This window comes from Streptomyces sp. NPDC005566 (assembly GCF_040605575.1).
Taxonomy (GTDB): domain Bacteria; phylum Actinomycetota; class Actinomycetes; order Streptomycetales; family Streptomycetaceae; genus Streptomyces.
Genome location: NZ_JBEXDB010000001.1, coordinates 90,800 through 115,641 on the forward strand (window position 1 = coordinate 90,800; position 24,842 = coordinate 115,641).

At 71.2% G+C, this 24,842-nt stretch carries 25 protein-coding genes; 14 read left to right on the plus strand and 11 right to left on the minus strand.

The features are described from left to right. Positions 1–38 precede the first annotated feature (38 nt). Positions 39–560, plus strand: a complete 522-nt coding sequence (locus ABZS61_RS00430) for a DUF4240 domain-containing protein (RefSeq protein WP_356415103.1) — start codon at positions 39–41, stop codon at positions 558–560. Positions 561–628: 68 nt separating this feature from the next. Here the strand turns inward: ABZS61_RS00430 and ABZS61_RS00435 are convergent, their stop codons facing one another. Next, on the minus strand, positions 629–1,156 hold the full coding sequence (locus ABZS61_RS00435) for a GNAT family N-acetyltransferase (RefSeq protein WP_356413837.1): 528 nt from the start codon (positions 1,154–1,156) through the stop codon (positions 629–631). 62 nt (positions 1,157–1,218) lie between these two features. Between ABZS61_RS00435 and ABZS61_RS00440 the strand changes: the two genes are divergently transcribed. After that, a complete protein-coding gene (locus tag ABZS61_RS00440) occupies positions 1,219–2,118 on the plus strand; it encodes a TIGR01777 family oxidoreductase (RefSeq protein WP_356413840.1) in 900 nt (299 codons plus the stop codon). A 278-nt stretch (positions 2,119–2,396) separates the two neighbouring features. After that, entirely contained in the window at positions 2,397–3,710 is a 1,314-nt protein-coding gene (locus tag ABZS61_RS00445) for an NAD(P)/FAD-dependent oxidoreductase (protein WP_356413843.1), read from the plus strand. A 6-nt stretch (positions 3,711–3,716) separates the two neighbouring features. Here ABZS61_RS00445 and ABZS61_RS00450 read toward each other — a convergent pair whose 3' ends face one another. Further along, positions 3,717–5,396: a regulator gene (locus tag ABZS61_RS00450; protein ID WP_356413846.1), complete on the minus strand. Its 1,680-nt coding sequence runs from the start codon at positions 5,394–5,396 to the stop codon at positions 3,717–3,719. A gap of 276 nt (positions 5,397–5,672) precedes the next feature. Between ABZS61_RS00450 and lipB the strand changes: the two genes are divergently transcribed. The 4 genes from lipB to ABZS61_RS00470 all read left to right on the plus strand — a co-directional run bounded on the left by lipB (position 5,673) and on the right by ABZS61_RS00470 (position 8,808). Further along, positions 5,673–6,491, plus strand: coding sequence for a lipoyl(octanoyl) transferase LipB (lipB, locus tag ABZS61_RS00455; RefSeq protein WP_356413849.1), 819 nt, complete (start codon positions 5,673–5,675; stop codon positions 6,489–6,491). 122 nt (positions 6,492–6,613) lie between these two features. Beyond that, entirely contained in the window at positions 6,614–7,567 is a 954-nt protein-coding gene (gene lipA / locus ABZS61_RS00460) for a lipoyl synthase (protein WP_356413852.1), read from the plus strand. Positions 7,568–7,866: 299 nt separating this feature from the next. Next, the gene (locus tag ABZS61_RS00465; RefSeq protein ID WP_356413855.1) at positions 7,867–8,067 is read left to right on the plus strand and encodes a hypothetical protein; all 201 of its coding nucleotides are present in this window, start codon (positions 7,867–7,869) and stop codon (positions 8,065–8,067) included. 30 nt (positions 8,068–8,097) lie between these two features. Continuing rightward, positions 8,098–8,808 carry a DUF4191 domain-containing protein gene (locus tag ABZS61_RS00470; RefSeq protein ID WP_356413858.1) on the plus strand — a complete coding sequence of 237 codons (711 nt, stop codon included), beginning with the start codon at positions 8,098–8,100 and terminating at the stop codon, positions 8,806–8,808. 82 nt (positions 8,809–8,890) lie between these two features. Here the strand turns inward: ABZS61_RS00470 and ABZS61_RS00475 are convergent, their stop codons facing one another. Then, positions 8,891–9,358, minus strand: a complete 468-nt coding sequence (locus tag ABZS61_RS00475) for an RDD family protein (protein ID WP_356413861.1) — start codon at positions 9,356–9,358, stop codon at positions 8,891–8,893. Positions 9,359–9,581: 223 nt separating this feature from the next. Here ABZS61_RS00475 and glnA point away from each other — a divergent pair, with 223 nt between their 5' ends. Continuing rightward, positions 9,582–10,991, plus strand: coding sequence for a type I glutamate--ammonia ligase (glnA, locus tag ABZS61_RS00480; RefSeq protein WP_351173582.1), 1,410 nt, complete (start codon positions 9,582–9,584; stop codon positions 10,989–10,991). 480 nt (positions 10,992–11,471) lie between these two features. On the opposite strand, the gene ABZS61_RS00485 is transcribed toward glnA, so the two are convergent. Continuing rightward, the gene (locus ABZS61_RS00485; RefSeq protein WP_356413864.1) at positions 11,472–12,221 is read right to left on the minus strand and encodes a hypothetical protein; all 750 of its coding nucleotides are present in this window, start codon (positions 12,219–12,221) and stop codon (positions 11,472–11,474) included. A gap of 788 nt (positions 12,222–13,009) precedes the next feature. Between ABZS61_RS00485 and ABZS61_RS00490 the strand changes: the two genes are divergently transcribed. Continuing rightward, the gene (locus ABZS61_RS00490) at positions 13,010–13,798 is read left to right on the plus strand and encodes a leucine-rich repeat domain-containing protein (protein ID WP_356413867.1); all 789 of its coding nucleotides are present in this window, start codon (positions 13,010–13,012) and stop codon (positions 13,796–13,798) included. Between the two features lie 130 nt (positions 13,799–13,928). Further along, positions 13,929–14,624 carry a class I SAM-dependent methyltransferase gene (locus tag ABZS61_RS00495; protein WP_356413870.1) on the plus strand — a complete coding sequence of 232 codons (696 nt, stop codon included), beginning with the start codon at positions 13,929–13,931 and terminating at the stop codon, positions 14,622–14,624. A gap of 39 nt (positions 14,625–14,663) precedes the next feature. Here ABZS61_RS00495 and ABZS61_RS00500 read toward each other — a convergent pair whose 3' ends face one another. From ABZS61_RS00500 to ABZS61_RS00520, 5 genes are all read right to left on the minus strand, one after another. Then, positions 14,664–16,472: a choline/carnitine O-acyltransferase gene (locus tag ABZS61_RS00500; protein ID WP_356413873.1), complete on the minus strand. Its 1,809-nt coding sequence runs from the start codon at positions 16,470–16,472 to the stop codon at positions 14,664–14,666. 39 nt (positions 16,473–16,511) lie between these two features. Further along, entirely contained in the window at positions 16,512–17,312 is an 801-nt protein-coding gene (locus ABZS61_RS00505; protein ID WP_356413876.1) for a class I SAM-dependent methyltransferase, read from the minus strand. A gap of 58 nt (positions 17,313–17,370) precedes the next feature. Then, on the minus strand, positions 17,371–18,234 hold the full coding sequence (locus ABZS61_RS00510; protein WP_356413879.1) for an arpA protein: 864 nt from the start codon (positions 18,232–18,234) through the stop codon (positions 17,371–17,373). Between the two features lie 105 nt (positions 18,235–18,339). Further along, positions 18,340–19,146 carry a hypothetical protein gene (locus tag ABZS61_RS00515; protein WP_356413882.1) on the minus strand — a complete coding sequence of 269 codons (807 nt, stop codon included), beginning with the start codon at positions 19,144–19,146 and terminating at the stop codon, positions 18,340–18,342. Between the two features lie 74 nt (positions 19,147–19,220). Next, positions 19,221–19,490 (minus strand): hypothetical protein, encoded by a 270-nt coding sequence (locus ABZS61_RS00520; protein ID WP_329211809.1) that lies wholly within the window; start codon positions 19,488–19,490, stop codon positions 19,221–19,223. A gap of 119 nt (positions 19,491–19,609) precedes the next feature. Here ABZS61_RS00520 and ABZS61_RS00525 point away from each other — a divergent pair, with 119 nt between their 5' ends. Next, positions 19,610–19,969 carry an ArsC/Spx/MgsR family protein gene (locus ABZS61_RS00525; protein WP_356413886.1) on the plus strand — a complete coding sequence of 120 codons (360 nt, stop codon included), beginning with the start codon at positions 19,610–19,612 and terminating at the stop codon, positions 19,967–19,969. A 26-nt stretch (positions 19,970–19,995) separates the two neighbouring features. Beyond that, a complete protein-coding gene (locus ABZS61_RS00530) occupies positions 19,996–20,940 on the plus strand; it encodes a hypothetical protein (RefSeq protein WP_356413889.1) in 945 nt (314 codons plus the stop codon). Positions 20,941–20,945: 5 nt separating this feature from the next. Here ABZS61_RS00530 and ABZS61_RS00535 read toward each other — a convergent pair whose 3' ends face one another. Next, on the minus strand, positions 20,946–21,443 hold the full coding sequence (locus ABZS61_RS00535; RefSeq protein ID WP_356413892.1) for a carboxymuconolactone decarboxylase family protein: 498 nt from the start codon (positions 21,441–21,443) through the stop codon (positions 20,946–20,948). A 47-nt stretch (positions 21,444–21,490) separates the two neighbouring features. Between ABZS61_RS00535 and ABZS61_RS00540 the strand changes: the two genes are divergently transcribed. Beyond that, positions 21,491–22,900 carry a PLP-dependent aminotransferase family protein gene (locus tag ABZS61_RS00540; RefSeq protein ID WP_356413895.1) on the plus strand — a complete coding sequence of 470 codons (1,410 nt, stop codon included), beginning with the start codon at positions 21,491–21,493 and terminating at the stop codon, positions 22,898–22,900. A 111-nt stretch (positions 22,901–23,011) separates the two neighbouring features. Beyond that, positions 23,012–23,695: a hypothetical protein gene (locus ABZS61_RS00545; RefSeq protein ID WP_356413898.1), complete on the plus strand. Its 684-nt coding sequence runs from the start codon at positions 23,012–23,014 to the stop codon at positions 23,693–23,695. An 18-nt stretch (positions 23,696–23,713) separates the two neighbouring features. Here ABZS61_RS00545 and ABZS61_RS00550 read toward each other — a convergent pair whose 3' ends face one another. Beyond that, the gene (locus ABZS61_RS00550) at positions 23,714–24,670 is read right to left on the minus strand and encodes a Gfo/Idh/MocA family oxidoreductase (RefSeq protein WP_356413901.1); all 957 of its coding nucleotides are present in this window, start codon (positions 24,668–24,670) and stop codon (positions 23,714–23,716) included. Between the last annotated feature and the right edge of the window lie 172 nt (positions 24,671–24,842).

Below are 24,842 nucleotides of genomic sequence, written 5' to 3' on the forward strand. Positions count from 1 at the left end.
GTGCGTCGCCCGCCGCCAAGGCCGATGCTGGACCAGTGATGGACGAGACGGAGTTCTGGGAGATCATCGACAACACCCGCGAGGCCGCCGACGGCGACCCCGAGGACCACGCCGACCTGCTCGTCGAACGGCTGGTGCGGCTCGATCCCGACTCCGTGCTGGATTTCGCCAGGCACTTCGAGGCCCGCTACAACCGCGCGTACCACTGGGACCTGTGGGGCGCGGCCGCCGTGCTGCTCGGCGGGGCGAGCGATGACGCGTTCGACTTCTTCAGGTGCTGGCTGATCGGGCAGGGCCGTGAGGTCTTCGAGGGCGCCGTGCACGAACCCGACAGCCTCGCCGAGCTGCTCGACGACTTCGACGACGAGCTCGACGGCGACGGCGAGGATCTCGGCTATGCCGCCGACGAGGCGTACGAGCAGCTCACGGGTGTGGTCGCACCGGACCTGGGCCTGCCGCCGCAGGCCACCGAGCCGGCGGGCACGCCCGTCGACTTCGAGGACGACGCGGCGCTGTCGGAACGGCTCCCCGCGCTCTGGAGCCGCTTCGGCCCGATCTGAACCGGCACGCCCCGCGCGCGAAACCGCTCAGGACGGCAGGTCGGCGGGCGGAAGCTCAGGACGACCGCTCAGGGCAGCAGCGAACGGCCCATCAGAACATCGTCGGCGTACCGCCCGTTCAGGAAGAACTCCCCGGGCAGTACGCCTTCGACGGCGAAGCCCTCCGCTGCGTAGAGCTTCCGCGCAGGCATGTTGTGCCCGAGTACGCGCAGCGTGAGCCGCCCCGCGCCCTGCCGCCGCGCCTCCGCGTACGAGGCGCGCAGCAGCTCACGCGCGACACCGTGGCCCCGCGCCCACTCGGCCACGGCGAGGCCCTGTATCTGCCGCACGTGCGCGTTGCAGGCCAGCGGCGTCGCCGGAGCGAGCCGGATGTACCCGGCGATGTGCTCCTCGCCCGCGTCGGTGACAGCTGCCGCCACCAGGAACTCCCCCGGCCGGTGCCGCCCGTCGAAGAACGGCTCGTACGGGGGCCGGGGCCTGGGCTGCACGGCGTGCAGCGTCGACCAGGTGGCGCGGTCGAGCTCTCCGAGCGCGCTCTCGTCCGCCTGTACGGCGGGTCGGACGGGCAGGAGGGAGTGGAACCGCGGCTCGGACATGCGTGCCACTGTGCCACGCCGTGTTCCGCGTGACCGAGGGTCCATGGGGCAGGATGGAGGCCATGCAGCGCTCCCGTATCGCCGTCACAGGATCGACCGGCCTCATCGGAGCGGCGCTCGTGCGCTCGCTGCGGGCCGACGGGCACGAGGTGGTGCGCCTGGTACGCCGCCCCGCCGCGACCGGCGACGAGGTGGAATGGGACCCGAAGCGCCAGTACGTGGACGTGGCGGGCCTCGTCGGATGCCACGCGGTCGTCCATCTCGCGGGGGCCGGGGTCGGCGACCACCGGTGGACCTCGGCGTACAAGCAGGAGATCCGGGACAGCCGCGTCCTGGGCACGGCGGCGATCGCCGAGGCCGTCGCCTCGCTCGACGAACCGCCGAGGGTCCTGCTGTCCGGATCCGCCATCGGCTACTACGGGGACACCGGGGACCGTGCGGTCGACGAGAGCGCGCCGCCCGGCGAGGGCTTCCTGCCGTCGGTGTGCGTGGAGTGGGAGGAGGCCACGGCCCCTGCCGAGGAAGCGGGCGTAAGGACGGTGCACACCCGGACGGGTCTCGTCGTCGCCCGGCAGGGCGGGGCCTGGGGCCGCCTCTTTCCGCTGTTCAGGGCGGGGCTCGGCGGACGCCTCGGGAACGGGCGGCAGTACTGGAGCTTCATCGCCCTGCACGACCACATCGCGGCGATGCGGCACATCCTGGACACCGAGTCGCTGTCCGGCCCGGTGAATCTGACCGGGCCCTCCCCCGCCACCAACGGCCAGGTGACGGCCGCGATGGGGCGGGTGCTGCGCCGCCCGACCCTGTTCACCGCCCCGGCGCCCGCCCTGCGCGTCGCCCTCGGGGACTTCGCCGAGGACGTACTGGGCAGCCAGCGGGTGCTACCCGGCCAACTTCTCGACTCGGGTTTCTCGTTCGCCTTCCCCGGTATCGACGCCGCCATCCGCGCAGCACTGCGCTGAAACCGTCCGCCCGGCCGCACGGCCGGGCCGGCCGTCCCGCACAGCGGCGCAGCTCAGCGGTCCCGGCAGGCCACTTCGACGCCTCCGGCCGGGACGGCCGGCCGCCGCTCCGGCACCGCCCGTGGGGGGTCCGTGCGACCCCGTGCACCGGTGCCCCCAGGTGCGCGCGACTGCGCCTGCACCAGCCATCCATCTAGCCTCGACCCGAACTCCGGCATTCCGGGGGCCTGTTGGGGGCAAGAGCCTCCCACCAGTCGCGCCGACTCGGGGAGGGGTACGTGTTTACGGCACACACGGCACACCACGCGGATGTGGTCATCATCGGGGCCGGGATCGCCGGCCTGTCAGCAGCGCATCGACTGACCAGTGCAGGAGTGAACGTCAGCGTCCTGGAGGCCGCGCCGCACGTCGGCGGCCGGATGGTCACCCACGATGTGGACGGGTTCCTGCTCGACCACATAGGTCCACTGCTCAGCTCCGCGTACCCGGAACTGAGCACCACCCCGGGCCTCGACGGCCTGCTGCTGCGGGACTTCGCCCCCGGGGTTCTCGTCCACAGCGGAGGCCGCCGGTACCGCGCCGGTGACGTACGGAGCGCAAGGGGCGCACTCAAAGCGGTGCGCACCCGATCGAGCGCCCCCCTCGCGCCCCTGGGCGGGGCGATCGAACAGGCCCGGCTGGGTTCCTGGCTCGGCCGCCTCGCCGCCACACCGCCGGCCCGGATCCTGGCCAGGCCCGACCGGACCGCACTCTCGGCCCTGTCGGCGCGTGGTCCCTCCCCGCGGATGGTCAGCGGTTTCCTGCACCCCCTGCTCACCGCACTGCTCAGCGACCCCGCGCTCACCACGTCGAGCCGCTGCGCCGAGCTCGCGCTGCGCAGCTACGCGCGCGGCAGGCTCTGCGTACCGTCGGGCGGTTCCGCGGAACTGCCCCGGCTGCTGGCGGCCGCCCTGCCGCCCGGCACCGTACGCACCGGGGTGCACGTCACGGCCGCAGACATCACGTCCGTGCGCACCAAGGAGCACGGCGAACTGGGTTGCCACTCCCTGCTGCTGGCCACCGGAGCCGGCGCCGCCGCGGAGTTGCTGCCCGGTCTGCGGATGCCGGCCTTCCACCCGGTGACGGTGCTTCACCACACCGCGCCCGCTCCGCCGCCGACGGGAGCGCACCTGCTGCTGGACGCGGACCGCTCGGGTCCCGTCACGCACACCGCCGTGATGAGCGAGGTCGACCCCTCGCGCGCGCCGCACGGCCGGACGCTGATCACCTCCACGGTCCTCGGCCCCCCGCCACCGGACCTCGACCGCACGGTCCGCGAGCACCTCGCCGTGCTGTACGGCACGCCCACGCACGACTGGGAGCTCCTGGCGGCCCATCACGACCCGGAAGCGGTGCCCGCGATGCCACCTCCGCACGATCTGCGCCGGCCGGTACGGGTCCTGGCCGGCCTGTACGTGTGCGGCGACCACCGCGACACGAGCACGGTCCAGGGCGCCCTGCACTCCGGGCAGCGCGCGGCCTCGGCGATCCTCGCCGACCTGGGGATACGGCAGGAGCCCGGGGGCGGGGCCGCGCTGCCCGCCGCCGCGTAGGCAGGCTCAGCCGAGCGCGGCGACCCGGTCTCGGTAGCCCCGCACGGCCACCGCGTCCCGGTACGGCTCGAGCCGGCGTTCGAAGTCCCGCACGTACTCCGTGGCGCGCACCGACCTCATCTCGGAAGCCTGCTGGGCCGCCTCGGCGCCCAGCAGGCAGGCCTGGTCCAGCTCGCCGAGCCCGAGCCGTGCGGAAGCGAGCACCACGCGGCAGAACAGCCTGCTGCGGGCGTACGCCGGAGCGCGCAGCTGGAGCGACCGCTCGGCGTGCTGCACGGCGACCCGGTACTGCTGCAGATCGCGATGGCAGTGGCCGAACTCGTCGGCGAGCTGCGCCTCGTCGAAGTAGCGGGCCCAGTGCGGCACGTCGTCCCCGGGACGCTCGGACTGCAGGGCCCGTTCCGCGCGGACGAGTGCGGCGATGCACGCCCGGGTCTCCCCGAGCACCCCGTGCCCGCGCGCCTCGACCGCGTGCAGCAGTGCCATGACCACGGGCGGCGCCGAGGACCCGATCCCCTGCTGGGCGACCCGGGCGAGCTGCACCGCTTCCCTGCCGTGCCCGAGGTACACCGCCTGCCGGCTCATCGTGATCAGGACGAACGAGCCGTACCCCCGGTCGCCGGCCGCCTGCGCGAGCCGCAGCGCCTGGACGAAGTAGCGCTGGGCGAGGCCGTGCGCGGCGATGTCGTACGAGGTCCAGCCCGCCAGCCGGGTCAGATCGGCCGCCGCGGAGAACAGCCGCCTGCCGACGGCCTCGCCGTAGGTCCCCCGGAGCATGGGCTCGGCCTCGTGCTCCAGGTACCTGACGAGGGCCTGCCGGGCGTGGCCGCCGCCGTAGGCGTTGTCCAGGGTGCGGAAGAGCTCACCGACCGACCGCAGGGCGGCGACGTCACCGTTGCCGACCCGCTGGCCGGGTCCGCGGTCGGTCTGCCGCTGACGGGGTACGCCGAGGGGCGCCTGCGCCGGGGCGGGCGGCCGGGCCGGACCCGGACCCCGGGTGCCTGAACGGCCGCCGTGGGCGGGCGCCCCGGGTGCGCCCCCGGGGCCGTGATGCGTGTGGGCGCCGCCGGACGCGTGGAAGCCGTTCGACGTGCGGACGGCGCCCGCGTCTCCGGGTGTGCGCGGGGCGGGCAGGCCCGCCGTGCCGTGCGCCGCAGCTCCGTTCGCGCTGCTCGCAGGGCCCGCGCCACCGGTGCCGCCGCGGGAAGCGGCTGCCGCCGTCGCCGGTTCTCCGCGTCCGACCCATTCGTCGGCCCGCCCGATCAGCCAGTCCCGGCTGGGCACGACGAGTCCGGCCGGGGTGAACGCGATCTTGCGCAGCTCCGCATGGCTGCCGGAGTCCTTCCGCCACAGCCCGCTGACGATGTCGACGGCCTCGGCGGGCGTGGCCGCGAACTCCAGCCCGGCATAGACGGGGGCGCACGCGTCCAGCCCCAGATCCTGCGCGGAGAGCCGGCGCCCCAGCCGCCGGGTGAAGACCTCCGCGATCAGTGCGGGGGTGGTTCCCCTCGGCTGCTGGCCGCGCAGCCAGCGGGTCACCGAGGTCTTGTCGTACCGCAGATCGAGGCCGTGTTCGAGGCCCAGCTGATCCACCCTGCGGGCCAGACCCGCATGGGAGAATCCGGCTTCCGCGATGAGCGCAGCGAGCCGCCTGTTGGGGGTGCGCTGCGGAGGTCGTTCCGACATCAGCTGTACGGTCTCCTGCCTTCGGGGCCGGGCGGGGAGCCCTTATGGAACGGCGCGAATTTAGCTGTCCCGGCAGCCGCCCCAAGGACCTTCGCTCCACATTCATCCGATCGTGTGAGGATTGTGGACATCGCTGACGCGACGGCCGGGAGAGAACCTGCCGGACGTCCGTCCCCCGAGCGGTCGTACAGTGGCTCAGGGCGCATATCAGTGCATGGTGCCGTGGTCCCGGGGACACCCCCCGGCCTCCCGACACCCGAATAGGGAGGCACCCGAGTGAGTGAGCTGCGGTTCGTCCGTCTGGGATTCGGCGAGGAAGCGGTCGACTACCAGGAGGCCTGGCAGAAGCAGCGGGAGGTGCACGCGGCCCGGTTCGAGGACTCCGTACCCGACACCTGCCTGCTCCTCGAGCACCCGCCCGTCTACACGGCGGGGAGGCGCACGACCGACAGTGAGCGCCCCCTGGACGGCACCCCCGTCATCGACGTGGACCGCGGCGGGAAGATCACCTGGCACGGTCCGGGCCAGCTCGTCGGCTATCCCATCCAGAAGCTGCCGCGGCCGGTCGACGTCGTCGCCCACGTGCGGCGGCTGGAGGACGCCCTGATCCGGACGGCCGCCGACTTCGGTGTGGAGACCTCCCGGGTCGAGGGCCGCAGTGGTGTCTGGGTCCTGGGCGACCCGGTCGAGGAGCGCCCCGCGCTCGGCGGACTGTCCCTGGACTTCGACCCCCGTCTGCACGACGAGGAGTTCGACGCCCGGCTGAACGGCCCCGAGTACGCGCCGTCCAACGCCGGCCAGCGCCGCGAGGACCGCAAGCTGGCCGCGATCGGCATCCGGGTCGCCAAGGGTGTGACCATGCACGGCTTCGCGCTGAACGTGAACCCGGACAACACGTGGTTCGACAGGATCGTGCCGTGCGGCATCCGGGACGCGGGCGTGACCTCGCTCTCGTACGAGCTGGGCCGGGAGGTCACGATCGCGGAGGTGCTGCCGGTCGCCGAGAGGCACCTCCGGGACATCCTGGAGAACGCGGAGCTCGCGCCCCGGACCGTCGGGGCCGCCGCCCCGGGGACCGCGGTCGCCCCCGCCTGAGCACCGGGCCGGGAATAGGCCCTGTCGGCCACAGGTTGGGCAGACGTAAGGCCGTTCTAACCACGGGCGTACCCTGGTGTTCGCCGAAGAATCCAATGCAGCGAAAGCAAAGGGGTGCCGGAGTGTCCGGTGTCGCACCCGACGGGCGCAAGATGCTGCGCCTGGAGGTCCGAAACAGCCAGACCCCCATCGAGCGCAAGCCGGAGTGGATCAAAACCCGGGCGAAGATGGGCCCCGAGTACACGAAGATGCAGAAGCTCGTGAAGAGCGAGGGTCTGCACACCGTGTGCCAGGAGGCCGGCTGTCCGAACATCTACGAATGCTGGGAAGACCGCGAGGCGACCTTCCTCATCGGCGGCGACCAGTGCACCCGGCGCTGCGACTTCTGCCAGATCGACACGGGGAAGCCCGAGGCGCTCGACCTCGACGAGCCCCGCCGTGTGGGCGAGTCCGTGGTCACGATGGATCTGAACTACGCCACGATCACCGGCGTCGCACGCGACGACCTGGAGGACGGCGGTGCCTGGCTGTACGCGGAGACCGTGCGCCAGATCCACGCCCAGACCGCCGAGCGGGCGACCGGCGCCACCAAGGTGGAGCTGCTGATCCCCGACTTCAACGCGGTCCCCGAGCAGCTCGCCGAGGTCTTCTCCTCGCGCCCCGAGGTGCTCGCGCACAACGTCGAGACGGTGCCCCGGATCTTCAAGCGGATCCGCCCCGGTTTCCGTTACGAGCGCTCCCTGGAAGTCATCACCCGGGCCCGTGAGGCCGGTCTGGTGACCAAGTCCAACCTGATCCTCGGCATGGGCGAGACCCGCGAGGAAGTCAGCGAGGCGCTCCAGGACCTGCACGACGCGGGTTGCGAGCTCATCACGATTACGCAGTACCTGCGGCCCACCCCGCGGCACCACCCGGTCGAGCGCTGGGTGAAGCCGCAGGAGTTCGTGGAGCTGAAGGACGAGGCCGACGCGATCGGCTACTCCGGCGTGATGTCGGGGCCGCTGGTGCGCTCCTCGTACCGCGCAGGCCGCCTCTTCAAGCAGGCGATGGAGGCCCGGGGCGCGACCGTCGCGTGAGCGACCGTGGCCGCCCAGGCCGTGTGAATCCGCGCACAAGAAGCTACTGAGCAGTAATGGCTGATTCGATGCGGCCCGTACGCTCCCCGCAGGTCCGGGGCCCGTATGGGCCGCGTCGGCGTGCGCGGCGCCGAAATCAGGGTTTCATTGGTGTTTGACCGACCGGTCATGCACTGGTAACACCAAGCAGTGACCCTAGGTACACACACAGCGGCAGCCCCGAGGCCGCCGCAGTCACTGCTTCCCGCTACCCAGTGCGCGCCCGGTGCGCGCATCCGCTCCGAGGGGGAACAACCACGATGCACGCCGCACCGGTACGAGCCAACGCGATCCCGTCCGTCACCACCGCACTCCGCGCCGTCGAGTCGCTGCTGATGAGCAGCGGCCAGCGCACCGCCCGCCGGAACGCCTGGACGGCGGTCCTCGAGGACCGCCGCAGGGCCCAGGACCGGGTCGAGGCACAGCATGTACTGGAGGCCGTGGCCGACCGCCGTTCCTAGGCCGGTCCGGGGCCACGTAAACTTCAGTACATGGCGAGGAAGGCAAACACCACTGAAGGCGCGGACAGCGCCGAGAACGCGGGGCGGCTCAAGCAGATCGCCCTGACCTACAAGATGACCAGGCGGACCGACCCCAAGATCGGTCTTGTCGTCGCGGGTGTGGGAATCGTCACCTTCGGTGTCCTCCTCGCGATCGGTTTCTTGATCGATCACCCGATCTACGCGGGCATCCTGGGCTTCGTACTGGCCCTCCTCGCAATGGCGATCATCTTCGGACGACGTGCCGAGCGCGCGGCCTTCGGGCAGATGGAGGGACAGCCGGGCGCTGCGGCGGCCGTGCTGGACCGTGTCGGCCGCGGCTGGAGCACCACTCCGGCGGTCGCGATGAACCGCAGTCAGGACGTCGTCCACCGGGCCGTCGGCAAGGCGGGCATCGTGCTGGTCGCCGAGGGCAACCCGAACCGGGTGAAGAGCCTGCTGGCGGCGGAGAAGAGGAAGATGGCCCGGATCGTCGTGGACGTGCCGGTGCACGACATCATCGTCGGCGACGGCGAGGGCCAGGTGCCGCTCAAGAAGGTGCGCACCAAGATGCTGAAGCTCCCGCGGGTGCTGACGGGCGCGCAGGTCACCGCGGCCAACGACCGGCTGCGGGCCATGGGCGACCTGATGAGCAACATGCCGCTGCCGAAGGGCCCGATGCCGAAGGGCATGCGGATGCCGCGCGGCGGAAAGATGCGCTGACGTACTTCGTACGGAACGAGGGCGGCCCCGGACGATATCGTCCGGGGCCGCCCTCGTTGCTCCGCGCTCTCGGGCGCCTGTCTCAGATGCGTACCTGTACGGCGCGGGCCAGCCGGTCGTGGAGACCGCGGCTGTCGCGGTCCCAGACCAGGGCGGGGATGACCAGGAGCAGCAGTACGGTCCGGACGATCACCCGCCCGGTGCCGAGCCGGCCGCCGCCCTCGGCGACGACCCGCAGGCCCAGGATGCGCTTGCCCGGGGTGGAACCGATGGTTCCGACCGTCAGCAGGCTCAGCACGAGGAAGACGCCCAGCGCCCAGTTTCCGGCCGCCTGTTGGTCACCTTGAGCGAGCAGCCCGTATGCGATCACCATGCACATGGTCCAGTCGATGAAGAGTGCCCCGAAGCGCCGGCCGAGCGGGGCCACGGACCCCGGGCCTTCCTGGGGCAGACCGAGGCGCTCGCCCCGGTAACCGAAGTCGGCGCCCATCTCCTCGGCCGCCGCGCGGGGCCCCGAGAGCCACGATCCGATTGCTTGCCTGTTGTCCACCCGTCCACGGTACTGCGCCCGTGTTTGCACTTGGCCGGGCGGGGCACTCATAAACGTCGCTGAGGTGCCGCTGCCCCCCGGCCTGGTTAACTTGGGCGAAACAAATGGGTCATGCCTGAGAAATCCTGCCTGCCTATGGTCGGGTCCAGCGTGTGCCACCGCACTGGCCGCACGAAAGAGCTGCAACCCCGCCCTTCTCCGGGTCGGGAGTAGGAGGAGTTGGATGTTCCAGAACGCCGACGACGTGAAGAAGTACATCGCCGACGAAGACGTCAAGTTCATCGACGTCCGGTTCTGCGACCTGCCCGGTGTGATGCAGCACTTCACCATCCCGGCGGCAGTCTTCGACCCGAACGAGGAGCTTGCGTTCGACGGCTCGTCGATCCGCGGTTTCCAGGCCATCCACGAGTCCGACATGGCACTCCGCGCGGACATCTCGACCGCCCGCGTCGACCCGTTCCGCCGCGACAAGACCGTCAACATCAACTTCTTCATCCACGACCCGATCACGGGCGAGCAGTACAGCCGTGACCCGCGGAACGTGGCCAAGAAGGCCGAGGCCTACCTCGCCTCGACCGGTGTCGCCGACACCGCGTACTTCGGTCCCGAGGCCGAGTTCTACGTCTTCGACAACGTCCGCTTCCAGACGTCGGCGAACGAGAGCTTCTACCACATCGACTCCGAGGCCGGCGCCTGGAACACCGGGTCCGAGGACAACAACCGCGGCTACAAGGTCCGCTACAAGGGCGGCTACTTCCCGACCCCGCCGGTCGACCACTTCGCCGACCTGCGTGCCGAGATCTCCCTGGAGCTGGACAAGAACGGCCTCCAGGTCGAGCGCCAGCACCACGAGGTCGGCACCGCCGGCCAGGCCGAGATCAACTACAAGTTCAACACGCTGCTCGCCGCGGCCGACGACCTGATGCTCTTCAAGTACATCGTGAAGAACGTCTCCTGGCGCAACGGCAAGACCGCGACCTTCATGCCGAAGCCGATCTTCGGTGACAACGGCTCGGGCATGCACGTCCACCAGTCGCTGTGGCAGGGCGGCACGCCGCTCTTCTACGACGAGCAGGGTTACGCCGGCCTGTCGGACATGGCCCGCTACTACATCGGCGGCATCCTGAAGCACGCCCCGTCGCTGCTGGCCTTCACCAACCCGACGGTGAACTCCTACCACCGCCTGGTCCCGGGCTTCGAGGCCCCGGTCAACATGGTGTACTCGCAGCGCAACCGGTCCGCCGCGATGCGTATCCCGATCACGGGCTCCAACCCGAAGGCCAAGCGCGTCGAGTTCCGCGCCCCGGACCCGTCCTCGAACCCGTACCTGGCGTTCTCGGCCCTGCTGATGGCCGGCCTGGACGGCGTGAAGAACAAGATCGAGCCCCCGGAGCCGATCGACAAGGACCTCTACGAGCTGGCTCCCGAGGAGCACGCGGGCGTCCAGCAGGTCCCGACCTCGCTCCCGGCGGTCCTCGACGCCCTCGAGGCGGACCACGACTACCTCCAGGCCGGCGGCGTCTTCACGCCCGACCTGATCGAGACGTGGATCGACTACAAGCGCACGAACGAGATCGCCCCGATCCAGCTGCGCCCGCACCCGCACGAGTTCGAGCTGTACTTCGACATCTAGGAACGCCACAGGTCGGAGCGGGTTTCCGCTCGCCTGGGCCGTCTGTGGGCCGTCGGCCGTGTTCTTCCCGTCCCGGAAGACACGGCCGACGGCCTTTCTGCGGTCGGTGCTCAGGCTGCGGCTGCCGAGGCCTCCCCGGAATTACTAGAATGTGCGTGGCTGTGACGGGCGGTCCGTCCGGCGTCGTCCATGGAAGCGTGACTTCGATGGGTGGGCGCTTGGTGATGTGTGCAGCCGGCACGTAGGACACCGAGGTGGGTAGCGGCACGTCACGAAGTTTGCAAGCGGCGCGAGCAACCCGTTCAGGTAGTCCGCCGCCCGCTCGCGGGGCTCCGACCTGCCGAAACGGTGGGCGAACCGGGCATGGAACCCGGCTGTCCCCTCGGACCACGACTCGACCTGCTCCACCGTCAACGATTCATCGCGCAGCCGGAACAACGAGCCAATCCAACACCTGTGACGGCAGATGCGGTTGCAGTGCTAACCCACGCTGCCGCGGGTCACGCGGACACCTGTGCCGACCGTGGTCACCTTGGTGTTGCCGTAGCCGGCGCACTCTCCGTATTCCTTGCTCCACGTGGTCGTGCCGGACAGGGAGCCGGAGGACGGTCCGCCGAACGTGACGTCGTACCGTTGCTGCTGGTCGCAGCTGGGCACGTCGTAGTACTCGATGAACCCCGCCTGTGAGGCCTTCAGGTTGCCGGAACCGACGGGCAACCTGTAGGTGCCGATGGAGATCTGCTGTCCGGTGTTGTTGTCGACGACGCTGCCCGCCCAGGTGTCCGTGCCGGCCTGGGCCACCACGACGCGGAAGGTGTGGCCGTACACGGCGTCGAAGTCCACGCCGCAGCTGACGCCGGCGCCGCCGTCAGCCCCGTCCGAACAGTTGGCGTGGGTGCTTGTCGTGCCGCTGATGAAGGAGGAGAACACCCCACGCAGGCGCTGGTGCCCGTTCGCATCCGGTCGCGGCTGCAGTCCTGTGTACCCGAGCTCGCTCTGCCCGGTGAACCCGTACTGCATCGCGAAGTAGGTCCCGGTTATATGGGCGGTGCCGGTGTTCACGGTGATCGGGAAGTTGAGGGATGTCAGTCCCCCGCTGGGAGCCCCGCTGATGGACCACGACAGGGCTTCGTTCCCGCCGAAGGTCTGTGCCTGTGCGGCAGGTGCTGCGATGAACGGGACGAGTGTGGCCAGGGCTGCTACCACAGTGCGTGTCAACGCTCGTTTCATCTGAATTCTCCTCGAGGGGGTGTGGAAAATCGAGCCTGTTCGTGGCCGGTCGGCCACGCCTTCTCGGACGAGGGCCGCAGGCACCGTCGACTGCGCCACAGTTGTCGCGGTGTGTCTGAGCCGACTCTCCTGCCTGGGCTCGGGGGCCGACGGCCGGCCTGTTTCCCAAGGCTTCGCGACACGGATGCTCAGAGGCGTCCTTCGGGCCCGCGGCACTGAGCCCGGTGACAGAACACGCCGCTCGGCGTCATCCGGTAGCGGTGCCGGGGCCTTCTGCACGCACCCCGAACACCGGTGCCCCACTGTCCAGTTCTCTCCCATCGGCGTGAGCGAAGGCGCAAGGCGCACACAAATTGCCATGCACCTGTCAATAACCCGAAAAGCGTCCTGCTCGACCCGGAAGAGCCGTGCGCCCGCAGCCGCCACGCCAGTAGGAACTTCTTCGTTCGCCGGAACCCTGCAGCCCCTCGTCCACGGGAGACTATGGCGCCTCCCGCCGAACAGTGTCAATAGTTGCTTGCAAACAGGCAACTTCGCGCAAAATCAAGCATTCACGCCGATGGGTATCGTGCGGTTGTCCGGACGGACGGTGACCGGCGACGCCCGCGAACCCTTCAGTTCTTCGACATCCAGGAACGCCACAGGCAGAAGCGGCTTCCCGCTCGCCTGAGCCGTCTGTGGGCCGTCGGCCGTGTTCTTCCCCTCCCGGAAGACACGGCCGACGGCCTTTTCACGCCTGCACGCGAAACTCCTGACCGCACGCCCCGGCGGTTCCCTAGGTTGTCCCCATGAGTGAGGAAGATCAGCCGAGGCTGTTCAGCAACCGGTGGGCGGACGCGGTGGGGCCGGGTGGGGACGAGCCCGCCCGTGACCGGTGCCATTGCCTGGACAGGCGCGGGGAGCACAGCGGGAAGCAGGTCGGCTTCCATCCCGACCGGCAGGACACCTCGGCGCCGGGCTGGCTGCACCTGCTGCAGCTGATCGACGAGGCGGCGGCCGACGGCCGGGAGGTGTTCAAACCGCTGGTCGAACTGAGCCCTGGTGAGCGGCGCCAGATCGTCACGCTGCCGTCGGCCATCGCCGAGCTGACCGCGGTCAGGCATCTCGTCCTGTACGGCAGCAACCTGGTGCGCGTCCCGCCCGAGATCGGGGCGATGACAAGCCTGGAGGAGTTCAGCCCGTACACCTCGTACCGGCTGCACTGGCTCCCGTACGAGATCACCCGCTGCGCCGGGTTGCGGGAGAGCACGGTGAGTACGCGGGCCCTGTACGGCAACGTCAAGTACCGGCCGCCCTTCCCCCTGCTCCGGCGGGCGGACGAGTGGGCCCTCGCGGCGGTGGAACCCCATCGGTGGGGTGCCGAAGCGATCCGCAGCTGCAGCGTCTGCGACGGCCCGCTGGAGGACGGTCGGCTCCGGCAGGTCTGGATATCCCTCGTCGTGGCGACCGATGTCCTGCCGTTGCTCGTCAACGCGTGCTCGGCGGAGTGCGTGGCTGCGCTCCCGGCTCCCGCGGAGGGCTACGTCACCACGCCGCACCGCGGCGGGCCGGATATCGGCCGGCCGGCGCGCTACTGACGGTGCCGCCGGGAGTGGTCGAAGCCCGCCGACCCGTTCCAGCCGTTCCGCCGCCCGCGAAACCGGCGACAGGGCGCCCTCGACGGGGCAGTACTGAGGCGACGGGTTCCCCCGATGAACGGACCACCCCATGGCGCGGACAGCGGCGTACGACCGGATCGCGGACTGGTACGAACGGGATTTCCTCGGCGGCCCGGCGGGCGGAGCAACTGCCGGCAACCCCCGCGGCCTCGGTCATCTCCTGGGTGAGCTCCTCGGCGCAGGAGCGGGGGCCGCCTGTCTGGAGATCGGCTGTGGCACCGGCGTCCACGCCGCACGGCTTCGCGAGCTGGGCTGGGATCCCCTCGGCATCGACCTGTCCGCCGGAATGCTGGGCCATGCCCGCGGCCGCCTGCCGGTCGCGCAGGGAGACGCCGCGCAGCTGCCGATCCGCGACGGATCCGTGGCTGCGGTCGTCGCGGTGATGGTGCACACCGACATGCCCGACTACCCGGCCGTGCTCCACGAAGCGGCGCGGGTGCTACGGCCCGGTGGGGTGTTCGTGCACATCGGTGTCCATCCTTGTTTCTGCGGCGGGTTCGCCGACCGTACGGATGCCGATGCCGTCGTGGTCCGCCCCGGATACCTCGATGCGGACCGGACCACGGCCTCGTGGACGGACCAGGGACTGCGCGACAAGGTCGGAGCGCGGCATCTGCCTCTGCCCGGCCTCCTCCACGGCTTCCTCGATGCCGGTCTCGCGCTCGAGCGGTTCGCCGAGCACGGTGGCCCCACGCCGATCGTCATGGCGGTGAGAGCCCGCCGAACCGGGCAGGCGGCGAGCTGAACCGTGTTCGGCCGCTCGCCGCCTGCCCTCGGTGCGCCGTCAGCCCGCCAGAAGCTCGCGCAGTTCCGCGACCGCCTCGCGGAGGCGGTCCGCGAAGGCGTGCATCTGGGCGGCGACCGGGAGCGGGGTGCTCAGGTAGAGGTTGAAACGGTCGGGCAGCAGGACGTAGGCGATGCCGATGCACTTGCTGCTCGTGGAGCCGAAGCCGAAGTACTGGATGTTCTCCGACGGCGCCGAGCTGGTGCTGAGGTAGTCGTCCCGCATCGTGAGCCAGCCCGGTGAGCGGTACAGGGCGGGCTGTTCGGTGATCCCGAGCTCGGCACCGCGGCGGCGCTGGATGAGTTCCAGCTCCCACAGGTGCTGCTCGGGGGCGTCCCCGGCCTGGCATTCCTTCGCACGGGTCACATGGGCGGTCGCGGCGGCGCGGAAGGCGGCGCGGCGGGTGTCGCGGTCGGTCGCGGGGTCGTCCATCGCCGCCACGAAGGCGGGCATCTCCGGGGTGACGACGCGCATCGCCTCGGTGCGGCCGTGCCGGAACTGGCGGGTCGCGATCGACTCGTACGTGGCGCCGAGGTGCCCCTTGGCGCGCTGGTGGGCCAGCTGGTAGGCGACCTGGACGAACGCGTCCGGTGAGACGCCGAGCGCCTTGGCCGCGGTGCTGCCGAAGTCGTCGAAGGAGACCGTGCTGGTGGCGGTGGCGGCACCGTACGCGGCGAACGCCTCGGCAGCCGTGCGGACTTGGGTCCGCTGGGCGTCGTCCAGCTCGAACGCGAGGGGCTGCGGGACCGGTTGGCCCTGGGCGCGGGCGCCGGACAGGCGGGCGTGCTCCTCGGGCGAAGTGCTGAGCAGCGCGTCGGTGAAGCTGAGGATGGTCGTCCCGTCGAGCTCGCAGTGCTCCACGTTGATGCCGGCCCGGCCGTCGGAGTAGACGACGAAGGAGACGGCCTTGTCGAACCAGCGGTTGCCCCGGTCCCCGTACAGCAGTTCGTCGCAGGTGGCCTTGGTGTCCTCGGGGGCGAGGTCCTCCAGGCAGACGCAGAACAGTGCCGTCTCGATGTCGTCCAGCGTCTCGGCGTTGCGGGGGTGGGCGAGGAGGGTGTCCCGGGCCGCCGCCCATTCCGCGCGCGCCATGCTGGTGAGGTGGCCGGCCCGGTCCGCCTTGTCCGTGTGCACGTCGGCCTTGGTCACGGCGCGCAGCCCGGCTTCGATCTCGTCGAGGCTGTGCGGGGCACCGTCCTCACCGAGCACGTCCAGCCGGAACATGCTGCCCCGGAAGAACACCATGATGTGCCGGGCCGTGGAGGGGCCGGGCGCGCTGTCGCTGTACGGGGCGCGGACCGTGTCCAGCGGGACGCCGGGGATACGGGTCGTGGAGAACAGGTACTTGTTCTGCACCATCGACTGGGGAACTCCGCGCTGCTCCACCGGCGCGATGAGGCCCTCGTCCAGCTGCCGCTTGTAGTTGAGCGCCCCGGCGACGAGGCCGGCCGCCCGGTCGAGCTGCCCCTGGCCGTTGTCCTGGAACAGGAAGAAGAAGTTGGCGTTGAGCGCGATCCGGTCCCGGCGGCCGAGGTAGCGGTACGGCCAGAAGGTGTCGAGCCAGCTGTGCACACCCTCGGTGCCGTCGTACTCCTCCAGCGCCGCGTGCAGGACCCGGCCGGGTCCGTCGGGCCGCAGGAAGGCGGCGACCTCGGCCTCGGTCGCCGCCCGCTCCTCGGCGGTCAGGAGCGGCGCGCTCCAGGCGAGGAACCTTTCGCAGCTCGCCTCGAGCGTGGGCAGCGGCACGCGCGGCAGGTCGCCCTCCCGGGCGAAGGTGGCGCTGACCGCGACTTCCTGGCTGACGTTCAATTCGGCTCTGCTTTCGGTTGGTGGGAAGGGTGGCGGGTGTCAGTTGGGGCGGGAGAGGTAGAGCTGTGCGTACATCCAGCCTTCCTCCTCCAGGCCCCGCGCATCCACTCCGGCCGCCGCCATGCTGTCCAGTACGCGTGTCTGTTCCTGCGGGTCGGCGAACTTCCGCTGCTTGAAGACGTCGTCGACCCGGACAGTGCGGTATCCGAGCCCGGCCAGGGCGTCCTCGACCGGGTCGAAGGGGAACATCCGCAGGACGAAGTGCGCCATCCAGGGGCGCCGTTCGCCCTGCGCCCGTACGACGCGGGTGAGGGTCCGCTCGGTGACGTAGCCGATGCAGCCCGTCGAGATCACGATGTCCGTCCCGGCGAGCCGGGCGTGCTGTTCCGGTGTGGGGTCGTCGCTCTCCAGGTCGGCGTGGACCGTCTCGTCGAGGAAGCCGGCCGCGCGGGCGTAGGCAAGTGCGCTGGTGGAGGCGTCCAGGCCGGTGAAGCGGAGGCCGTGCGCGGGTCTGCGGGAGCGGGAGAGGTCGCGGTCGCGGTCCAGGAGCTCCTCGCGGGACAGCTCGGTGGCGTCACCGTAGCGCGCGTACAGCTCGTCCATGGTCGCGTCGTACTTGAGCAGGGCGGCGTTGATCCCGTAGGAGCAGCCGATGTCCAGGACGGTCGGAACGTCCACGTCCTCGGCCTCCCGGTACTCCTTGATGAGCTTCTCGAAGTAGGGCTTGGCCTGTTGGGGGACGCAGTAGCCGAGGGGGCGGAGCACCTGGAAGTACGTGCGCGGGTCGGGCGCGGTGTAGATGTGGTCGAGCGAGACTTTTCCGTTCGCGTCGAAACGCAAGGGGCTTACTCCTCCGTGGATCGCGGGGCGGGGCAGGAACGGTCTGCGCGGGCCGCCCCTAGTCCAGGAGCTTGTCGCCCCGTACGGCCCGGCCTTCGGCGGCCAGGTGCGCGGGCAGGACGCGGCCGAAGAGCTGCCGGGTGCGTGCCACGCTCCCGATGACGCCGGGGCGCTCGCTGTAGGCGAAGATCGCGGAGTGGCGTGCCACGTCGCCCCGCACGGGGCTGACGCGGTGCAGTGAGTAGCGGCCCTTGAAGAGCTGCAGGTCGCCCGGCCGCAGGGGCAGCCGGTCGCCCTCGGTGCTGCCGTCCAGAACGTCGCGGACGGCGTCGAAGCGCTCGTCCTCGGCGGTCCTGATGTTCGGGCAGTACTCGAAGTCACCGCCGGACCTGGCCTGCTGGGTCAGCATGCTCACCGTGTACTCGTTGGTGTCGAAGTGCCACGGGTGCTCCATCCCCGGCCGTACGACGTTGAGGACGAGCCCGGAGAGCGGGTCGGCGAGCTCGTACAGCCGCGGCAGTCCGAAGCAGTCGGCGACGAAGCGCTGGAACAGCTCGTGCGTGTGGAGCCGGCTGATGAGGGCGCCCTCGGGGATGCGGTCGCGCGCGACGAACGCGTTGCCCCGCTGGAAGGTGCGCCGGCCGGGGTGGTCCTCGGGCAGGTCCGCGTCCACGGCGATGTTGTAGACGTTGACGGTCTCGACGTCGAAGTACGCCTGGGGTGCGATGGCCGCGCACTCCTGGCGCAGGACGTCGTGGAGGGACGGGCGGATGAAGTCCGGCAGGACGGTGCAGCCGACCGTGGCCAGTTCGTGCCGGGCCCTGTCGATCACCGCCCGCCCTTCGACGCTTCCGGGGTCGGACAGGGGGTAGCGGTCCGTGTCGACCACCTGGTCGAGCGTGATGGCTTGCAGAGTGCTCAATTCGACCCTCTCCACGCGCGTCGATAACTCAACTGGGGAGTAACAGAGTTGAAGTTCCCACAGCGCCCATCACGTTGTCTGTGACACGACACACCTTGCCGCTGGTCAGCCGAGATCGATCACCGGGCGGACATTGAAGTCCTCGAACATGTCCTCTCCCTCGGGGCCGTTGAGGAAGTCCGCCATGGACGGGTTGTGGTTGGCGGTTGCGAGTGGCAGCCACTCCATGAAGGTGCCGTAGCCCCCGCAGGCCGCTTCCCCGCCGTCTCCGCCGTATACGGAACCGGGGTCGGAGGTCATCTCCGCCGTGTCGTAGACATCGAAGGCGATGCGCAGGCCGAAGGCGTTGGGGCGGTGCTGCGGCCCGGGTCCGCTGCCGTACGGAGGTGTGTCCGTCGGATGGTCGTCGCCCCAGCGGAACAGCGTCCGCGCCCCTGCCCCGCAGGCGTGCTCCCACTCGTCGGGAGCCGGCGGCCGCAGACCGCGCTCGGCGAGCAGCGCGGTCACCAGTCCGGGGAGTTCGGGGAGCTTCCCGGGCTCGACCGCCATCAGCACGGTGGGCAGCGTGACCGTGCGCCGCGGCGTCATCACGCGCGCGAGGTGGGCCCGGGGGTCCTCGTCGAAGCCGAAGCCTCCGGCGAGGCTCTCCTCCCGGTACGAGACGAGCTGCTCGGGCGTCGGCTGCCAGGCGTCCGGATCGAAGCCGACGGTCACCCGGCCCCCGGGTATCAACGCGTACTCCTCACCGGCCCGTTCGACGACGGCCCGGTGCAGGACACCGTCGAGGTGCGGGGCGCTGTCCACCCGGACGAGCCGGCCGTCCACCCGGCGGGCGGCTTCCTCGGCGCAGCGCGCGGCTGCGTCCCGGTCCAGGGCGCGCCAGTGGTCGAAGGTCAGGTCGGCGAATGACATGACGCGCAGTCTGGCATCCGGTCCCGGACGGACATGCCTGTGCCCCCGGTCTCCCGGGGGCACGGGCGCCGGTGTCAGCGGCCGTAGCGGATCAGGGCGCGGACCATGCGGCAGGTGGTGTCGGACGGCGGGTGGATGGCGAGGCGTTCGGCTGTCGCACGGATCCTGTCGTTGTCGGCGCTCGACGGGTGGTAGACGCCCGTGTCGAGCAGGGCTATCGCCAGGCGCATGGCCTTGAGGCGGCGGTTGTGGGAGACGTACCACTCGCGGGGCCTGCCCGCGGGGAGCGGCTTCTTCCGCAGCGGCTTGTTCAGCGGCTCGGTCGTGACTGTGGCAACGGCCATCGGCAACCTCCTGGCACGGTGGTGGAACCCTCACGAACTCCCTCCATTTTACTGCCCGCCACTGACAATCGCCCCTGGCCAGAGGCCCTTTCGAGGATCCCTCCCGTACCCTTGGCCCCATGGAGATCTGGATCAACCCCGCCTGTTCCAAGTGCCGCAGCGCAGTCGATCTGCTCGACGCCGAGGGCGCCGACTACACCGTCCGCCGTTACCTGGAGGACGTGCCCTCCCCCGACGAGATCCGGGCGGTCCTCGACCGGCTCGGGCTGGAGCCGTGGGACATCACCCGGACCCAGGAGGCCGTCGCGAAGGAGCTCGGGCTCCAGGAGTGGCCGAAGGAGGCGGGTTCGCGCGAGCGATGGATCGAGGCGCTGGCGGAGCACCCGAAGCTGATCCAGCGTCCGATCATCACCGCCGACGACGGGACGGCCGTGGTGGCACGGTCGGAGGGCGCCGTACGGGACGCGCTCGGACGGTGAACGGGCCTGCCCCATGCCCTCCTGGCATGAGCGTCTGTACCGGCTTCGTCATCAGCGGCACCGTGGACGGCGCGGACGCCACCTCCACCCCGGACGAGGTCACCGCACTCCTCGGGGACGGGTACGCGGAGACCTGCCGCACGGACCAGTTGCTGCGGTCCTACAGCCTCGCCGAGTTCGCGTGGCAGCGGGATTCGCCGAAGGCGCCGTGGCAGGGGCTCCATGTCATGGTGCAGGCCCACCGGCTCGAAGTGCCCCTGCTCGTCGACGACCTGGCGGCAGCTCTGGACCGGCTGGGGTTCCCGCTCGTCGAGGTGGCCCCGGACGGGCTGGGGTGCCGGCGCTTCGTACGCGAGGACAGCGGGGTCGGCTTGCTGGTCGACGAGGAGGACGGGACGGTGCTCAAGCTCTCGGCGCCCGCATGGTTCGGGCCGGGGCCCCGGAGCGAGCGGGCCCGCTGGTCGCCTGAGAGCCTCCGGGACCAGGTGGTGCATCTGGCGGGGCTCGACCAGGACGCGCGGGAGCGGTGGGCAGCGCGGCGTTGTCCGGAGCAGCCGCAGGAGCGCGCGGCCTGGTGGTGGTTCCTGTGGATGGCTTCCGTCCGGAAGGGCGCCGGGGGCACGGACGAGGAGCGGGCCCGCCGGGCGGGGCTCGGGCTCTGGCTGCTCCGGGAGTGCGAGGCGGCCGGTGCCGTCGACCGCGCGGAGGCCCTTCTCCTGATGGCCCGGTCCGGGCTGCTGCCGCCGGACGAGACGGTACGCGCATGTCTTGACGGCATCCCGGTGTCCCGCGCCGACGTGGCGACCCGGGACACGACGGCGTACGCCCGCGAGAACATCACGGTGATGAACCTCTCCCGGCAGGCCAAGCGCCTCTCGCTCGCCACCCGTGAGCACCTGCCCCACGTCCGCGACCCGGAACTGCGGGCCGAGGCGGAGGCATGGCTGGCACTCAGGGCCCGGCTGATGTAGCCGGATCAGCGTTCGTCCGTGCCCGCGCGCTTGGCCGTGGCGAGGGCGATGCGGTTCCAGGTGTTGATCGTGAGGATCAGGGCCAGGAGCTGGGCCAGTTCCTGCTCCCCGAAGTGCGTGGCGGCGCGCTCGTACACCGCGTCGGGCACTCCGGTGTCCGCGACGCGGGTGACCGAGTCCGTGAGGGCGAGCGCCGCCTGCTCCTTCGCCGTGAAGAAGTGCTCCGCCTCCTGCCATACGGCGACCATGTGCAGCCGCTCCTCGCTCTCGCCCGCCTTGCGGGCGTCACAGGTGTGCATGTGGAGGCAGTACGCGCAGTGGTTGAGGTGCGAGGAGCGGATCTGGACCAGCTCCACCAGCGTCGGGTCCAGGCCCTCGCGGGCCGCCGCGTCGAGGCCGATCACGGCGCGGAAGACCTTGGGGGCCGCCTTGGCGAAATTGAGCCGGACGGTGGAGGCGGGGGCGGAGGCTTCGGTGGCGGGCTTGATCTCTGTCGTCGTCATGGGTACGAATCTAGGAGGTTCACTGACTGGTTACGGGGTGCATTCAGGTGACGGACTCATGGGTCAATTCTGCGGAGATCCTGGGCAGTGATCTGCCGCTCGAGCTGTCGGGCACCGGCAACCGGCGGGCCGTTCTGATGCGGGCACTGCGCGAGGCGATCCGGAACGGCCGGCTCGCCCCGGGGACCCGGCTGCCGCCGTACCGTTCGCTCGCCGTGGATCTCGGGCTGGCCCGCAACACCGTGGCCGACGCCTACGCCGAACTCGTCGCCGAGGGCTGGCTCGCCGCCCGCCAGGGTTCGGGGACCAGGGTTGCCGAAAGGGCCGTGCCCCTCACCCGGCCGTACCGGCAGCGCACCCGCGAGCGGCCCTCCCGGCCGGTTCACGATCTCGTCCAGGGGAGGCCGGACCCCTCGGTCTTCCCGCGGACCGCCTGGCTGGCCTCGGCCCGTCGGGCACTGGACCGGGCCCCGCACGACGCCTTCGGGCCCGGTGATCCGCACGGCCGGCCCGAGCTGCGCGAGGCCCTGACCGACTATCTCGCCCGGGTACGCGGCGTGCGAACCTCACCCGAGCGGATCGTGCTCTGTTCGGGCGCCGCCCACGGGCTGCGGCTGCTGGCGGACGTGGTGGGCAGGCCGTGGGCGGTCGAGGCCTACGGGCTGCCGTTCCATCGTGAGCTGCTGGCCGGTCACGGGGTGCGGACCCGGCCGGTCACCGTCGACGAACACGGTGCGCGGATCGGCGAGTTGGGGAGGGGGGAGCGGGCGGTGCTGCTCACCCCGGCGCACCAGTTCCCCACCGGTGGCCCGCTGCATCCGGAGCGCCGTGCCGCCGCGGTCGACTGGGCGCGGGCGACCGGCGGTCTGGTCGTGGAGGACGACTACGACGGGGAGTTCCGCTACGACCGGCAGCCGGTGGGCGCGGTGCAGGGACTCGATCCCGAGCATGTGGTGCTGCTCGGATCCGTGAGCAAGAGCCTCTCCCCCACGCTGCGGATCGGCTGGATGGTGCTGCCCGAACGGCTGGTGGACGGTGTCCTCGCGGCGAAGGGCGAGCGGGAGCAGTGGTCGAGTGCCACGGAGCAGCTGACGCTCGCGGATTTCGTCGAGTCGGGATCGTACGACCGTCAGGTGCGCCGGATGCGCCAGCGTCACCGGCGGCGCCGCGATCAGCTGGTGACCTCGCTGGAGCGGCATGCCCCGCAGGTACGGGTGTCCGGGATCGCCGCGGGACTGCACGCCGTACTGGAACTGCCGCGCGGCACGGAGCGGTCGGTGGTGCGGGCCGCGGCCTGGCAGGGGCTGGCGGTGGACGGGCTCTCCTCGTACCTGCACCCGGCCGCCGTCGGCGCCGGAGCACGGCGGGACGGGCTGGTCGTGGGGTACGCGACACCGCCCGAGCACGCCTACGAGGAGGCGCTCGCCGCGCTGTGCCGGGCACTGCCCCCGGAGTGACACCGGGCCGGCCGTTGAAACGAAGAGGCCGGTTACCCGTACGTAGGGACACACACGCACCGCACCGGCCGGAGTGCAGCTCGCGCTCCGGGCCGGGGACAGGAGCCCTACGTGTCACGCAAGAAGACCATCGGCCGGAAGAAGAAGCTCGCCCTGCTCGCCGGGGCCGTCGCGCTCGCCGGAGGAACAGCGGCCGTGCTGGCCGGGACCAGTCAGGCGTCGCAGTCGCCGTCGGCGGACGCCTCGGTCGTCTGTACGGGGCTGGCCACGGCCCGGAGCAACAACGAGCAGTTCATCGCCGGGCAGCGGGCGAATCCGGACGCCCTGTCGGCGGCGCGGATCGAGAACCGGGAGGCGGTCCTCGCGGAGATCGGGCGCCAGCAGGCAGCCTCGGGATGCGGGGGCGAGGCCGCTCCGCCCGCCGCTCCCCCGGCACAGCCCCCTGCCGCCTCGCAGCCCGGGGAAGCACCGGCCGGGGAAGCGCCGGAGGCTCCGGCCGGGGAACCGACGGACGCCGCGCCGCCCGGCGGAGCGGACCAGGCGGCCGGGGAGGTCGTCTGTGCCGGGTCCACCGTGACGCTCTCCGGCGAGGGCGGCGCCCCTGCCGCGTCCAGCAGCCAGTTCCCCGTCGGCACCGAGCTGAAGGTGACCAACCTCGACAACGACAAGGCGACGACCGTGAAGGTCACCTCCGTTTCGGGCAGCTGCGCGCTGCTCAACAACGCCGCGTTCGAGCAGGTCCGCGAGCCCGGCAAGTTCCTGATCCGCAACGCCCGTATCGAGCGCGTGGGCTGAGCGAGGAGGAGCCGGGGTTCAGGAGCGCGCGGGCACCGGCCCCAGTCCCGCTTCGGCCTGCGCGAGCAGCTCCGTGATCCGCAGCCCGAACCGTGCGTCGCAGGGGTGCGCCACTCCCGTACGCGCCGCCTCCGCCAGTGCGTCCACGGCCGCCCGGAACCCACCGAGCGCGTCGTCGTACCCCGTGGGCAGGGCGGCCGTTCCGTGCTCGCCCCTGAACTCGACGTCCGTCCCCACCGCGCCCACCGGTGCGTCCAGTGCGAGCGTCACCGTGCTGGACGCACCGGAGGTGTGCCGGAGCAGCAGGTGCGTGGTGTCGGCCGGTCCGCGTGCCGCGACGACCTCTGTCACATCCCCCAGCACCGGGATCAGCACCGAGAGGGCGTGCGGGCCGACGTCCCACAGGGCGCCCTTCTCGCGGCGCCAAGCCGACGCGGCGAACTCGTTGCTCGTCCCCGGGGCGTAGAGCGCACCGAGCCACTGGGCCCGGGCCGTGAACCAGCCGCCCGCCGCGGCCTGTTCGGCGATCCACCGGGCCGTTCCGGCGGCGAACCGGAGCGTGCAGAAGACCACCGAGGCGACCTGGGCCCGCTCCGCGGCCTCGGCCACCTCGCGCGCGCCCGCCACCGTCGTGGCGACCGGCTTGTCCATCAGCAGGTGACAGCCGGCGGCCGCGGCGCGCGCCGCCAGGGGTGCCTGGATGTCGGGCGGCACGGCGAAGGCGACCGCGTCGCTCACCGCCAGGAGCGCGTCGATGCCCTCGTCGCCGGTGTACGCCTCGGTGCCGTGGGCTGCGGCGAGCGCCTCCGCGGCTTCGGGCCGGCGGCCCCAGACGCCGCTCAGCACGACGCCGGGGTGTTCGGCGAGGGCGGGGGCATGGGTCATGCGGGCCCATGGGCCCGCACCGACGAGGCCGATCCGCATCGGGGTACCCGGGGCGGGGCGGTGCGGTGTGGACGCAGCTGGTGTGGTCATGCAGCCAGTGTGCCCGGCCCCTCCTCCGGCGTGGACCGGGGCCTCGCTCCGGCGCAGACCGTATCCAGTGCGCCGTACGGTGAGACGCCTCGGGGCCCGGGGCACCTGCTGCAGGGCATTCACAGGAAACCTCGGTAACACGTGGTTCACATTCGGGCAACGGACGGGAAAT

Coding starts and splice junctions, on each gene's coding strand:
- ABZS61_RS00430 (WP_356415103.1), top strand. CDS start 39: ATGGACGAGACGGAGTTCTGGGAGATCATCGACAACACCCGCGAGGCC.
- ABZS61_RS00435 (WP_356413837.1), bottom strand. CDS start 1,156: ATGTCCGAGCCGCGGTTCCACTCCCTCCTGCCCGTCCGACCCGCCGTA.
- ABZS61_RS00440 (WP_356413840.1), top strand. CDS start 1,219: ATGCAGCGCTCCCGTATCGCCGTCACAGGATCGACCGGCCTCATCGGA.
- ABZS61_RS00450 (WP_356413846.1), bottom strand. CDS start 5,396: ATGTCGGAACGACCTCCGCAGCGCACCCCCAACAGGCGGCTCGCTGCG.
- ABZS61_RS00465 (WP_356413855.1), top strand. CDS start 7,867: ATGCACGCCGCACCGGTACGAGCCAACGCGATCCCGTCCGTCACCACC.
- ABZS61_RS00470 (WP_356413858.1), top strand. CDS start 8,098: ATGGCGAGGAAGGCAAACACCACTGAAGGCGCGGACAGCGCCGAGAAC.
- glnA (WP_351173582.1), top strand. CDS start 9,582: ATGTTCCAGAACGCCGACGACGTGAAGAAGTACATCGCCGACGAAGAC.
- ABZS61_RS00485 (WP_356413864.1), bottom strand. CDS start 12,221: ATGAAACGAGCGTTGACACGCACTGTGGTAGCAGCCCTGGCCACACTC.
- ABZS61_RS00490 (WP_356413867.1), top strand. CDS start 13,010: ATGAGTGAGGAAGATCAGCCGAGGCTGTTCAGCAACCGGTGGGCGGAC.
- ABZS61_RS00495 (WP_356413870.1), top strand. CDS start 13,929: ATGGCGCGGACAGCGGCGTACGACCGGATCGCGGACTGGTACGAACGG.
- ABZS61_RS00515 (WP_356413882.1), bottom strand. CDS start 19,146: ATGTCATTCGCCGACCTGACCTTCGACCACTGGCGCGCCCTGGACCGG.
- ABZS61_RS00520 (WP_329211809.1), bottom strand. CDS start 19,490: ATGGCCGTTGCCACAGTCACGACCGAGCCGCTGAACAAGCCGCTGCGG.
- ABZS61_RS00525 (WP_356413886.1), top strand. CDS start 19,610: ATGGAGATCTGGATCAACCCCGCCTGTTCCAAGTGCCGCAGCGCAGTC.
- ABZS61_RS00530 (WP_356413889.1), top strand. CDS start 19,996: ATGAGCGTCTGTACCGGCTTCGTCATCAGCGGCACCGTGGACGGCGCG.
- ABZS61_RS00535 (WP_356413892.1), bottom strand. CDS start 21,443: ATGACGACGACAGAGATCAAGCCCGCCACCGAAGCCTCCGCCCCCGCC.
- ABZS61_RS00550 (WP_356413901.1), bottom strand. CDS start 24,670: ATGACCACACCAGCTGCGTCCACACCGCACCGCCCCGCCCCGGGTACC.